This is a genomic window from Robbsia andropogonis (assembly GCF_034047095.1).
GTDB lineage: Bacteria > Pseudomonadota > Gammaproteobacteria > Burkholderiales > Burkholderiaceae > Robbsia > Robbsia andropogonis.
The window spans coordinates 1,199,559-1,211,043 of record NZ_CP139166.1 but is presented as its reverse complement, the minus strand read 5'-3'; the positions used below and the strand labels follow the sequence as shown (position 1 = coordinate 1,211,043).

At 54.9% G+C, this 11,485-nt stretch carries 12 protein-coding genes and 2 pseudogenes; 8 read left to right on the top strand and 6 right to left on the bottom strand.

Annotated elements, in window-relative coordinates:
* Nucleotides 1–48 precede the first annotated feature (48 nt).
* The 5 genes and pseudogenes from SJQ66_RS10090 to SJQ66_RS10070 form a co-directional block, all read left to right on the top strand.
* Nucleotides 49–168, top strand: a pseudogene (locus tag SJQ66_RS10090) (IS5/IS1182 family transposase); the annotation flags it as partial.
* Nucleotides 169–259: 91 nt separating this feature from the next.
* A complete protein-coding gene (locus tag SJQ66_RS10085) occupies nt 260–868 on the top strand; it encodes a TetR/AcrR family transcriptional regulator (RefSeq protein ID WP_320534011.1) in 609 nt (202 codons plus the stop codon).
* Between the two features lie 125 nt (nt 869–993).
* Complete coding sequence (locus SJQ66_RS10080) at nt 994–1,674, top strand: type 1 glutamine amidotransferase domain-containing protein (RefSeq protein ID WP_320534010.1); 681 nt, start codon at nt 994–996, stop codon at nt 1,672–1,674.
* 210 nt (nt 1,675–1,884) lie between these two features.
* Nucleotides 1,885–2,211, top strand: a complete 327-nt coding sequence (locus SJQ66_RS10075) for a DUF1330 domain-containing protein (RefSeq protein ID WP_320534009.1) — start codon at nt 1,885–1,887, stop codon at nt 2,209–2,211.
* A gap of 43 nt (nt 2,212–2,254) precedes the next feature.
* The gene (locus tag SJQ66_RS10070; RefSeq protein ID WP_024905854.1) at nt 2,255–3,268 is read left to right on the top strand and encodes an NADPH-dependent curcumin/dihydrocurcumin reductase; all 1,014 of its coding nucleotides are present in this window, start codon (nt 2,255–2,257) and stop codon (nt 3,266–3,268) included.
* 100 nt (nt 3,269–3,368) lie between these two features.
* Here SJQ66_RS10070 and SJQ66_RS29875 read toward each other — a convergent pair.
* Both SJQ66_RS29875 and SJQ66_RS10065 read right to left on the bottom strand, forming a co-directional pair.
* Nucleotides 3,369–3,446: pseudogene (locus SJQ66_RS29875) on the bottom strand (IS6 family transposase); the annotation flags it as partial.
* 107 nt (nt 3,447–3,553) lie between these two features.
* Complete coding sequence (locus SJQ66_RS10065; RefSeq protein WP_024905855.1) at nt 3,554–4,135, bottom strand: TetR/AcrR family transcriptional regulator; 582 nt, start codon at nt 4,133–4,135, stop codon at nt 3,554–3,556.
* Between the two features lie 129 nt (nt 4,136–4,264).
* On the opposite strand from SJQ66_RS10065, the gene SJQ66_RS10060 reads away from it, so the two are divergent.
* A complete protein-coding gene (locus SJQ66_RS10060) occupies nt 4,265–4,999 on the top strand; it encodes an SDR family NAD(P)-dependent oxidoreductase (protein WP_024905856.1) in 735 nt (244 codons plus the stop codon).
* Nucleotides 5,000–5,083: 84 nt separating this feature from the next.
* Nucleotides 5,084–5,683, top strand: coding sequence for an NADPH-dependent F420 reductase (locus SJQ66_RS10055; RefSeq protein WP_024905857.1), 600 nt, complete (start codon nt 5,084–5,086; stop codon nt 5,681–5,683).
* A gap of 505 nt (nt 5,684–6,188) precedes the next feature.
* Here SJQ66_RS10055 and SJQ66_RS10050 read toward each other — a convergent pair.
* The 3 genes from SJQ66_RS10050 to SJQ66_RS10040 form a co-directional block, all read right to left on the bottom strand.
* Nucleotides 6,189–7,517, bottom strand: coding sequence for an NAD(P)/FAD-dependent oxidoreductase (locus SJQ66_RS10050; RefSeq protein WP_024905858.1), 1,329 nt, complete (start codon nt 7,515–7,517; stop codon nt 6,189–6,191).
* Between the two features lie 214 nt (nt 7,518–7,731).
* Nucleotides 7,732–8,466: an amino acid ABC transporter ATP-binding protein gene (locus tag SJQ66_RS10045; RefSeq protein ID WP_024905859.1), complete on the bottom strand. Its 735-nt coding sequence runs from the start codon at nt 8,464–8,466 to the stop codon at nt 7,732–7,734.
* Between the two features lies 1 nt (nt 8,467).
* Nucleotides 8,468–9,124, bottom strand: a complete 657-nt coding sequence (locus tag SJQ66_RS10040) for an amino acid ABC transporter permease (RefSeq protein WP_320534187.1) — start codon at nt 9,122–9,124, stop codon at nt 8,468–8,470.
* 258 nt (nt 9,125–9,382) lie between these two features.
* Between SJQ66_RS10040 and SJQ66_RS10035 the strand changes: the two genes are divergently transcribed.
* Nucleotides 9,383–10,186, top strand: a complete 804-nt coding sequence (locus tag SJQ66_RS10035) for a substrate-binding periplasmic protein (protein ID WP_201779165.1) — start codon at nt 9,383–9,385, stop codon at nt 10,184–10,186.
* Between the two features lie 142 nt (nt 10,187–10,328).
* On the opposite strand, the gene SJQ66_RS10030 is transcribed toward SJQ66_RS10035, so the two are convergent.
* Nucleotides 10,329–11,315, bottom strand: coding sequence for a 2-hydroxyacid dehydrogenase (locus SJQ66_RS10030; RefSeq protein ID WP_024905862.1), 987 nt, complete (start codon nt 11,313–11,315; stop codon nt 10,329–10,331).
* Between the last annotated feature and the right edge of the window lie 170 nt (nt 11,316–11,485).

The following is an 11,485-nucleotide window of genomic DNA, read 5'->3' as shown; positions in this document are numbered from 1 at the left end:
TGCTACGAAAAATCTTTGGGCGATATCAGTCGCTCTTTCAATTGACGGGAAAATCGCCCCCGAGAACGGGGTTTCGGCTCGGGTATGACGTGCTGGCGCCGATTACGCGAATGGCAACACTCAGACATATGGGAGCAGCTTCACCTGGCGATGCTCAATCGCCGCCGCGGTTATCTGTTCCAGATTCGTTGATGACTGTTGTTCGCGGCGCTTAGTAGAGGAACTAGACGACTGGTCTAATCTGATCTATAGTGGATCTATGAACACGTCAGCTACTCACGAAACGTCGGATGTCCGTCGGAAAATCCTGGAAACCGGCCGGCGCATTATGGCCGGCAAAGGGTATTCCGGCGTGGGTTTGAATGAGATTTTAACGGCGAGTGGGGTGCCGAAGGGCTCGTTTTACCATTGGTTTGCATCCAAGGATGCATTCGGTGAAGCGCTGCTCGACCATTATTTCACTGACTATTTGGCAGAAGTTGATGAGCTTTTGAGTGCGGCGGACCAGACGATGGCGCAGCGGTTGATCCGCTACTGGACGCAGTGGGAGGAGAACCAATCCGTCCTTGAGTGTCAGGGAAAGTGCTTGGCGGTCAAACTCGGCGCGGAGGTGGCGGATTTCTCTGACGCAATGCGCGCGGCACTAGACCGCGGGACGTCGCGCATTGTACGGCGCATTGCTGACACGATTGAGGCAGGTGTGGCCGAGGGTTCGCTGAGTGTCCAGGCGGATGCGCGAGTTATTGCCGAAAGCCTTTACGAAATGTGGCTTGGGGCGAGTGTCATGGCGAAAATTGTTCGGAACAACAAGCCATTCCGTAATGCAATGATAGCCACCCAGTTACTTCTTGGGTTAGCAGGAAAATAAGGTTCAGGCAAAGATTCAGAATGTGCTGTACATTAATCTAGACGACCAGTCTAATTTGATGTGTCTTATTGCTAGACGACTGGTCTACTAAATTTGTTTTTTTTACGTTGATCCGGAGTTGCGAAATGAAGATTTTGATGGTTCTGACCTCTCACGAAGCGCTGGGAAATACGGGCAAGAAGACTGGCTTCTGGCTGGAAGAGTTGGCTGCACCGTACTACGCGTTCAAGGATGCGGGCGCCGAAATTGTATTGGCTTCGCCTAAGGGCGGTCAGCCGCCGTTGGACCCGAAGAGCAATGAGCGAATGTTCCAAACGGCGTTGACGCATCGATTCGAGGCAGACGCTGCCGCCAAAGCGCAATTGGCCACAACGGTGCGTTTGGATAGCGTTTCGCAAGCCGACTTCGATGCCTTGTTCTATCCGGGCGGCCACGGCCCGCTGTGGGACCTGGCCGAAGACCGCGCCTCTATTGGCCTGATCGAAGCATTCTTCGCCGTAAATAAGCCGGTCGCCCTGGTTTGCCATGCTCCTGGGGTATTGCGTCACGTCAAATCAGCAGATGGTCAGCCGGTTGTAGCAGGGAAAAGCGTTACGGGCTTTTCGAACACCGAGGAAGACGCGGTTGGATTGACCAACGTCGTCCCGTTCCTGGTCGAGGATATGCTCAAGACAAACGGTGGTGTCTATTCGAAAGGACCTGATTGGGGCGTCTATGTGGTTGAGGATGGACTGTTGATTACGGGGCAGAACCCGGCGTCGTCTGAAGCGGCCGCAGCGCTACTCATCCAGCAGCTCTCGCATTGAACCCAGTCTCCAAATCAAAACCCGGCACGATTAATTCCTGCAGTATTTGAAGGCGTCGTCGCCAACAACGTATTCAATGGCCCTTATACCCTGGCATCGCGGGTAAGCAGGTCAGCGCCGTATCGCATTTCGGTGTGTGTAATCTGGCTAGTGGAAAGCGCCTGCTTTTCACGAATTCGAAGACGGTACTGATTCGCAAGTGAGGTCACGATGAGCGCCTATGTCGTAATGATTCGAGAGCGAGTGAACAACCCAGAGGAAATGGCGAGGTATGCGCAACTGGCACCAAGCGCGCGTGCAGGTCATCACATCACCCCAATCGCGTTTTACGGCGACCTGATGGCGTTAGAGGGACCGCGTCCGGATGGCGTGGTGATTCTGCAGTTCGCATCCGTCGACGAGGCTCGGGGCTGGTATGAAAGTGCAGCGTATCAGGATGCGGCGACGCACCGGCATCTCGGGGCTGATTATCGTGTCTTTGTCATCGAAGGCGTCGCGCCACCCACTGACAGCCAACATTCATTGACGAAGGGGTAGGTCGTACAGGCCGGACCCTCCCCTTACCTCGTTAGGAGTTTTTATGTCTCTCGCCCAACGTATTGTGCTAGCAAGCCGACCGAAGGGGCGTCCAATTCCAGAAAACTTTCGTCTGGAACAGTATGAGCTTCCACCACTGGCAGATGGAGAGGTCGCGCTTCGCGTGCAGTTTCTCTCACTCGACCCTTACATGCGTGGGCGCATGGACGATGCAAAATCTTATGCGCCACCGGTGCCGATCAACGGCGTAATGGATGGTGAGGCAATTTGTGAGGTTACCGAGTCAAAGCATCAGAACTTCCAGGTTGGCGACGTTGTACGTGCGTTTACTGGCTGGTGCACACACGCCGTCGTGAATGCCGCCGCTATCAACCATTTTGATACGCACGGTGCGCCGACATCGACTGCAGTCGGGGCAGTTGGTATGCCTGGCTTTACTGCATACAGCGCACTGAAGGTAATTGGCCAAGTGAAGCCGGGTGAAACCGTTGTGGTTGCGGCTGCATCCGGTCCAGTCGGGTCTATGGTCGGTCAGCTCGCGAAGCTCTGGGGCGCCCGTGCGGTGGGTATTGCCGGTGGCAAGGATAAGTGCGATTTTGCGCGCTCGGAAATAGGTTTCGATAGTGTTATCGACCACCGTTCGGAAAACTTCGCTAGCGAGTTGGCCAAGGCCTGCCCTGACGGTATCGACGTCTACTTCGAACTGGTGGGCGGAAAAGTGTGGAATGCAACGCTGCCCTTGCTCAACAAGTTTGCGCGTGTACCTGTGTGCGGCCTTGTTGCGTACTACAACGACGAGCGTGGTCAGGCCGTCGACCAACTGCCGAGTGCCATGCTGACGATATTGAAGCAAAGCCTGTTGGTCCGCGGGTTTATTCAGACGGAATTCATCGCTGAGCACTACGCCAACTTCGAGCGCGAGATTGGGCCGCTAGTGGCCGCAGGTAGAATTAAGTATCGCGAAGATATCGTTGACGGCCTGGAGCGTGCGCCGAATGCATTCGCGGCGATGCTAGAGGGTGGTAATTTTGGAAAGCTGCTGGTTCGCGTCGGGTAGGCTTCTGGCAAAATCCCATAAACCAGCTTCCGGAAAGTGGCAGAAGCGTGCGCTGCTCCTCGATGTTTCGCCGCGCACGCTGATGACTAAAGGTAGTCCGGCGCACGCAGAGAATGATGATTTCTTGATCAAACTGTCGCCCATCGAACAGCGCCTCCAGACCTTTCCGCTTGCTAATCACCGGTCATCAGATTGTTGAGCTGAATACGTTGACCGATCCGTTGGGCCTATTTGCGACAGAGCCTTAATGCTGGCGTGCTATAGCGTCCGTGCCCAGATATCTCTCTAGCGATCACTTGCCTTCTTGATAACTTTGCGAGGCCGATCTGTCAGGATGGCGCTCGAAATGAGGTCCAAGAGGTGATCACCTCGTTGCTCGAACGCGGGTTGGTCGGCGAGCCAGCCGAGTGACGACATTAAAGCGAACAAGTCAACGCCATCCATATCGCTTCGCGCCTCTCCCTGTTTCTGGGCTCGTAGCAATAGTCGTGCGCCCGATTCGTGTACTGCTTTGCATGATGCGTAGAGCGCGGAGTCTGGGTCCTCGTGGGCGCTGGCCATCAAGGCCGTGACACCGCTGTAACTGTGAACGAATGCTACCCCTTCACGAAACCACGAGATCAGTGCGTCGCCTGGTGGTTTTGACGTTTCAAGTGCAAGCGCCTTCTGTGTCAGCGCGTCCAAATTCTCACGTAGCAACGCATCGAATAAGGCTTCCCGCGTTGGGAAATGACGCAGCAGCGTCGCCAAGCCGACCTCCGCCTGACGGGCAATATCGCGCATAGAGGCATCTGCGCCATGTTCAGCAACGACGTTTCGGGCGACGGCGAGGACATGGTTGTAATTCTTTCTGGCATCGGCACGCATATAAATTCTTGACAAATGGATCAGTGATCCATATATTCCATGATAAATGTGGATCAGTGATCCATAAGATACCTCGAAATTGTGAAAATTGGAATACATACGCTATTCGATAGCACTACAGGAGAAATCATGGAAAAGCTTCAAGGTAAAGTCGCAGTTATCACTGGTGGCGCTACAGGCATTGGTTTTGCCGCAGCAAAGCGTTTCATCGAAGAGGGTGCTTTCGTCTTCATCTTCGGCCGCCGGCAAGAAGTGCTTGATGCCGCGGTTGCCGAGCTCGGCCCGAATGCGCGCGCGGTGAAAGGCTCGGTTTCTGATCTGGACGACCTTGACCGCCTCTATGCGGCAGTGAAGGCAGAGCGCGGAACACTCGATATTGTCTTTGCCAATGCAGGCGCAGGAAGTCAGGCTGTACTCGGTCAGATCACTGTCGAGCACATCGATGCGACTTTCGATACCAATGTGAAGGGAACGATTTTCACGATCCAGAAGGCGCTCCCGTTGATGCGTTCGGGTGCCTCGATCATCCTGACCGGCTCGAGTGCGGGTACTACTGGCGCACCGGGAATGACCGCCTATAGCGCGAGCAAAGCGGCAGTACGTAACTTGGCGCGGACCTGGGCGGAAGACCTGAAGGGCACTGGCATCCGAGTAAATGTTTTGTCGCCCGGTGCAACGGCGACCGACCTCGCGAAGGCAGCGCTTGGAGAAGAGGGCCAGAAAATCTACGCGTCGATGACGCCGCTTCAGCGCATGGCTGATCCGTCGGAGATTGGGGCTGCGGCAGCGTTTCTCGCATCGACTGATAGCAGTTTCATGACCGCCAGTGAGCTCGCGGTTGACGGTGGCCTAGCGCAACTGTAACGCATGATGCTCTACGGCACTTGGTCAACGGCGCATAGCACTGCAGGGCGTGCGTGGTTACAACACTAATAAAGGGGGAAATATATGCGGTACGCAATCATTGGATTTGGCAATATCGGCCAGGCTTTGGCCAAGGCCTTTGCCCGCAAAGGCATCGAAGTGTCCGTTGCTGCCACCCGTGACCCGGAAAATTTTGCATCCGTCGCGGCCGCGATCGGACCCAAGATCATTCCTACAAAGCTGTCGGAGGCCATTAAAGCCGACATTCTCTTTCTGGCAGTGCGTTTCGATTCGCATCAGGAGGTCGCAAAAGTGCTTCCGTCTTGGAATGGAAAGACCATTATCGACGTGACGAATGCTTACGGCGTGTCTCCTGAGGAATTGGGAGGACGTCCATCCTCCAAGGCCGTTGAGCAGGCCTTCAATGGTGCAAAACTGGTTAAGGGCTTCAATCATTTGGGCTCTGCTGTCCTCGGTCAAGATCCTTCCGTAAAGGGGGGGCGTCGTGTCGTGTTCCTGGCAAGCGACGACGACACCGCGGCAGCGCGGGTTGCCGCATTAGCGGATGAGTTAGGTTTTTCGCCCATCAAACTTGGCGGTCTTTCCGAAGGTGGGTTGCTTGTGCAGGCACGCGGAAATCGCTGGGGTCAACTGATTTTCAAGGATGTGGTCACATTCGATTGACCAATGGTGCACCCGGCAATCAGATGTCCAACGTAACGAAAAAGGAGTGACCATGCCCGGAAACGACGTACAGCAGAGAGGTCAGATAATTTGTTGAACGAATGCCGGGACGGGCGAAAAGAACGTGCCGAATCGTCGCTACACGGAGGAGTTTCGAGGGGAAGCGGCAAGACTGGCAAATTCTGTCAGGCACGACGAGGGGGCGTGCCATCGGTAGTGTGCCGACTACTGGCGCTCGAGTCACACGAATGACACTATCCTCGTCCAGACATAGCCGGGGCAGGCGTCTATCTCTCGTTCGATAATCGCTCGGACGACAGCGCCATTTATGCGAAAAGGTCGCGCTGCGGCAAGGCGTCCCGTTTTCAGCCGTCGCGCTGCCAACCCGCCCCCTAATCCATCGAGAATTAGGACCTAGGTTTGATGGCCGCCGTCGTTCGCAACGATACAGGCATGGTGCAGGTGCGTAGCGCCGAACACCTCACAACCCTTGTCGGCGCGCCCGTTACATCATTTCCGGTACCTTTACGGGTGTACCGTCCATGAAACGGCTCAAGCGGTACGGCGAAATATCCATTATAGGCTTGGCGCCCGTGACCATATCAGCGATCAGTTCACCCGCTGCCGGGCCCAACGCAAAGCCATGACCGCTGAAGCCGCTCGCGACGTAAAATCGGGGCAGTTTCGGTACATCAGAGATGACCGGGATCAGATCAGGTGTCGTATCGATCGCACCAGCCCATGCATGCACAATCCTCATATCCTTGAACGCTGGAATAGCACGCTTAACGTTATTGAGCGCAGCGTCGATAAATTCGAGATCGGGTTTCGGGTCCAGCACGCGGCAGCGTTCGAACGGCGAAACGCTATCGAAGTCCCATGAGTGCGACGCTTCAGGGCCTTCGAACCAAGGCTTCGAGAAACGGTATTTAAGTTTCTTGCCGAGGTCGTTGCGATAGTTGCGATAGTACTTCAAAGCATGCTTGATGCCGAGCGGTGCGAGATCAATCCGGCCATACCCAGGAATAGCCAGCGTGTACGAACCGTCTAGCCGTCGGCGGAGTGCGAAATCCGGGCCATTGAAACATCCGTTGATGACGTTCGGTGCAACCGACGTACGCATCGCCGTGCCAATAACGTTTACTGCGGGCAATGCCACTCCGTGTCGCTTACAGAAGCGGCTGCTCCATGCCCCCCCGGCACACACTACGCTGTTGGCCTTGATCAGACCACGCTCGGTCCACACACCGGTGACTCGTCCGTCTGTGAGATCAAGGCCGCGCGCCGCGCAGTTTTGGTAGATCTTCGCGCCCAGGCGCTTGGCCCCTTCAGCGAGTGCCGGTGCCGCTCGCGACGGTTCAGCGCGTCCGTCATCCGGGGACCAGACGCCGCCCCCGTAGCGCGGGCTGCCTAGCGGCGCTTTATTTGCAATCTCAGACGCGCTCAGCATATGGCTTACGAAACCCAATTCGCGCGCACGGTTACCCCACGCTTCCCACTTGGCGATGCTTTTTTCATCGTTACTAGCGTACAGGATGCCTTCGCGGCGGAATCCTAGGTCGATCTGGATTTCGTCTCGCAACTCGCCCCAGCGACGGAGGCTACGCATTGCAAGTGGTAACTCGAATATGTGCCGGTTTTGCTGGCGTACCCAGCCCCAATTTCGCCCCGATTGCTCACCGCCGACGATGCCTTTGTCGACCAGTACGACGGAAATGCCGCGCCGGGCCAATGCATACGCCGTTGATGTTCCAATAATTCCGCCGCCAAGCACGACCACATCGGCAGTGCTCGAGAATTCCTGAGTGTCGTAAACTTCTTCAAGTCTAAGCATTGCAGATTTCCATTATACGAAAGCCGCCGAGAATGGCGCTGAACCGCCGGGTGATTTCCTTGACCGCGCGATAGAAGCTATCCGAGAATTCGCAGTCGCGCCGGTTCTCATGGTGATGCGCCTACAAGCGTCGTTGTGCCAAGTGATGACATGCCCGTGCATCTGCCACGATTCTTAACTTTGCCGAACACGCATTTTTGCTGAATCTCATTCATTATTCTCCGGTTCGGAGAATACGTTTCAGGAACTCCCGGGTGCGGTCTTCGCGAGGATCGCCCAGCACTTGGGCCGGCGGACCCTCTTCGAGAATCTTTCCATCAGACAGAAAGCACACGCGATCGGCCACTTCTTTTGCAAATTGCATTTCGTGGGTTACGACAACCATGGTCATGCCGTTGGCGGCAAGATTCCGCATGACTTGTAGTACTTCTCCCACGCGCTCCGGATCTAGGGCAGACGTCGGTTCATCGAAAAGAATGGCTCGGGGGTCCATTGCCAGCGAACGGGCAATGGCAACACGCTGCTGCTGCCCTCCAGACAGTTGGGCGGGGAAGTGGTGCAGTTTCTCTTTAAGGCCAACCTGCTCCAACAATGCGGCAGCCCGTGCACGGGCTTCGGATTTTGGTACTTTGTTCACCTGTACCGGCCCCTCCATCACGTTTTCGAGCACGGTCCGATGTGGGAATAGGTTGAAACGCTGAAAGACCATCCCAATTTTTTGCCGCAGCTTGTTAATCGAACGCTTTCTCGTATCGACTATTTCGTCAAATACCGCGATCTGACCGCTATCGTAAGTCTCAAGGCCATTAATGCATCGCAGGATCGTTGATTTTCCCGAACCGGACGGACCGATCAAGCACACAACCTCGCCCTCGGCGACGTGCATTGAAATCCCCTTGAGCACTTCCTCCGCGCCAAACTTTTTATGGACGTTGGTGATTTCAATCATGTCAATTCCCGCGATGTTTGCCATACCTGGCTTCCATGTACTTCGTCAACTGCATCAACGGGAGCGTCATTACCAGGTAGAAGCAGGCCACCATCGTATAGACCGTGCTGTTGTCGAAAGTTGAGGCCGCCAGCAATTGGCCCTGTCTTGTCATTTCGGTCACCGCGATTGTCGACGCGATGGCTGAGTCCTTGATGAGCATCACGATAGTGCTCGAAAACGGCGGCAATGCGACCTTGAACGCTTGCGGCAATACCACCCGCCGGAACGCGTGAAAACGTCCCATGCCGATGGAACGCGCCGCCTCAATCTGACCCGTATCGACGGACAAGATGCCGGAACGGAAGATCTCCGCAACATATGTGGAATATGCAAATCCAAGTCCGACCACAGCCGCAGAGAACGAGCTAAGGCTGATTCCGATATCGGGGCAAACGAAGTATATGTAGAAGAGCAGCACGATCATCGGAACGCCGCGAACGACATTGATGACGCATGACATTGGCAGAGACACGGCTTTGTGCTTTGACAATTTTCCGCCGGCTAAAAGCAACCCTAATGGCATGCTTAAGAGCAACGAAAGGATCCCAATCTGGATGGTGACCAATGCGCCCTGCAACAGATACGGAAAAAATTCGACGACGTTGGACCACCGCACAATATTGATTCCTGTCGAAAGTATCGGCTCATCATTAAGTCGAAGGGTGCAGTATAGTGAACGAAAATATTGGTCAAAAAGAATATGATTGGTAGTTTCCATCATGCATAGGCATTATTCTTTAGATTATTTTTATCTCCTTGCGTCGCTGCAAAGTTTCACTATACTGAACGGGCACATTGATGTCAGGTGATTCGGCCTGCTCCCGCGGTTGGCCGGTATTCTCAACGCGTTGCTCCCGCAGGTACACATATCATCATGATTCCTAATACGGTGGTGGTTTTTAAAAAATGCATTTTTTGCCTTTCTAGCGGCATGCGACGCACGCTGGTTGCCGTGGCGCTTACCATTGGCGCCGTTGGACCGGCTTTTTCCGCGCAACTCATCGCCGGATCGCCTCCGTCGAGTGCCCCCACCACGTATTTGGATACCAAGACTGGCAAGATTTCCGGCTATATGCCAGAGATTGCCGCGGAGATAGCAAAGCGAGAAGGGTTGACTCTCGATTTTCAATCTGTGCCTTTCCCGGCATTGATCCAGTCGGTCATTGCTGGAAAAATCGACATGATAGTCGCGGGCATGACGCCCACGCCCAAACGCGCGGAAGTTATTGACTTCTCGCAAGTCGTCACGGCTTTTGGAGAAGGCATTTTCGTACGCGATACAAACAAAAAAGACTATAAATCGGCCGAGGATTTTTCTGGCGACATAGTTGGCGTCATGGCGGGCACTGACTACGCTGACTCGATTATCAAAATGAACGTTGCAAAAGAGGTGAAGATCTACGACAACCCCGCCGATATGGCGCGTGACGTCTCGCTAGGGCGTATCGCGTTGGGCATGACTGATTACCCTATTGTGAAGGCGCAGCAAGCGGCAGGGGCGCTTAAAGGCATGCATGTCGTGGAAAGTTACAAGCCAATGAAATCATTCGGTGTCGCATTTGGTGTGAAAAAAGGTAACACGGATCTGCTTAACAAGATCAATTCCGCACTGGATGCAATGCGCGCCGACGGCACTTTGAACAAGATCCTCGCGCGCTATGGCATGGTTGCGAAGTAACAATCGGGCATACATACGGTGTTCGGCAGACCGTGTTTCTCGCGAAAGTGATGTATTCAGCGACTCGATCAAAACGCTAGAGCAGGATGCCGACAAAGTGCACGTGGGCTTTGCAACCCAGTATCCTGCGTGAGCAGTGCGATCAATAACCCCGTTGAAAGTCGACGACCTCAGGAATGCTGCCGTTGTTACGAAAGCGCGCGATATTCGCGGCGACGATGGCTGACGCGCTGAGTCGATCCGTAGGGGCGGCGATATGCGGCAGCACTGTCACCCGTGCGTGTGACCAATGCCAACTGGCCGTGGGAAGCGGCTCCTGCGCAAATACATCCAGTACCGCATGAGAGATGCTACCGGAATCAAGCGCTGCCCGAAGCGCATCGTCATCGACGATGGCGCCTCGGGCGAAATTGATCAAAGCGGCTCCGGGTTTCAACGCGCTGAGTGCCTCCGAACCTAACACGCCGCGCGTTTCCGCGGTCAGCGGTAGGAGGCAAATCACAATGTCGCTTGTCTGCAGCATCGCATGCATTTCATCGGGACCGCACAAGCATTGCACCCCCTCGATCGCCTTGCGTCCGCGGCTCCACCCACTGACCTTGAAACCCGCAGCCACCAGACGCTTGGCAGCCGCCTCGCCCAATGCGCCGACACCGAGCAGCCCGACCGATCTATCCGCCGCACGAACATAATCCCGTTGCAACCATTGGGGCGTCCGCTGTTGCGCCGCGTAGTACGGCATATCGCGATGAAGATAGAGCGTCCATGCCAGCACCGCTTCCGACATTGTTTCTGCCAAGGCGGGATCGACGAGCCGCACGATCCGCAACGGCCCGCCAACACGAGTGTCCGCGTCAATCGATAGATCGGCAACAAGACCTTCCACCCCCGCCCATACGCTATGGACCCATCGTAAGGCCGGTAACGCGCGTACATGATCAGACGGCGGATTGGCAGCGATGGCCACTGTGCACTTGGCTCTTTCAGCGTCAGTCAGCGCGAAGAACGGCACGATTCGCTCATGCGGCATGGCGGCTTGCAGCGACATACGCCAAACGTCTGCAAATGGGTAATCTGGGTTGCACAGAAAAGGCAGCGGCAGAGAAGAAACAGGGTGTGGAGTCGTCATGGGCGATAAACCGGGAGTAATCCAATCAGGGAAGCGGTCAGGCAAGGCGTCACGGCGATGTGCCTGGAAATAAATAAGTAATAAAAAACAACAACGTGCATGAAATTATTTCGTTTCGACAACAAGGGCTGCGCGTGAAATTCATATTCGAAAAATGTCACAGGTCATCT

Coding starts and splice junctions, on each gene's coding strand:
- SJQ66_RS10085 (WP_320534011.1), top strand. CDS start 260: ATGAACACGTCAGCTACTCACGAAACGTCGGATGTCCGTCGGAAAATC.
- SJQ66_RS10035 (WP_201779165.1), top strand. CDS start 9,383: ATGATTCCTAATACGGTGGTGGTTTTTAAAAAATGCATTTTTTGCCTT.
- SJQ66_RS10055 (WP_024905857.1), top strand. CDS start 5,084: ATGCGGTACGCAATCATTGGATTTGGCAATATCGGCCAGGCTTTGGCC.
- SJQ66_RS10065 (WP_024905855.1), bottom strand. CDS start 4,135: ATGCGTGCCGATGCCAGAAAGAATTACAACCATGTCCTCGCCGTCGCC.
- SJQ66_RS10045 (WP_024905859.1), bottom strand. CDS start 8,466: ATGATTGAAATCACCAACGTCCATAAAAAGTTTGGCGCGGAGGAAGTG.
- SJQ66_RS10080 (WP_320534010.1), top strand. CDS start 994: ATGAAGATTTTGATGGTTCTGACCTCTCACGAAGCGCTGGGAAATACG.
- SJQ66_RS10060 (WP_024905856.1), top strand. CDS start 4,265: ATGGAAAAGCTTCAAGGTAAAGTCGCAGTTATCACTGGTGGCGCTACA.
- SJQ66_RS10070 (WP_024905854.1), top strand. CDS start 2,255: ATGTCTCTCGCCCAACGTATTGTGCTAGCAAGCCGACCGAAGGGGCGT.
- SJQ66_RS10030 (WP_024905862.1), bottom strand. CDS start 11,315: ATGACGACTCCACACCCTGTTTCTTCTCTGCCGCTGCCTTTTCTGTGC.
- SJQ66_RS10075 (WP_320534009.1), top strand. CDS start 1,885: ATGAGCGCCTATGTCGTAATGATTCGAGAGCGAGTGAACAACCCAGAG.
- SJQ66_RS10050 (WP_024905858.1), bottom strand. CDS start 7,517: ATGCTTAGACTTGAAGAAGTTTACGACACTCAGGAATTCTCGAGCACT.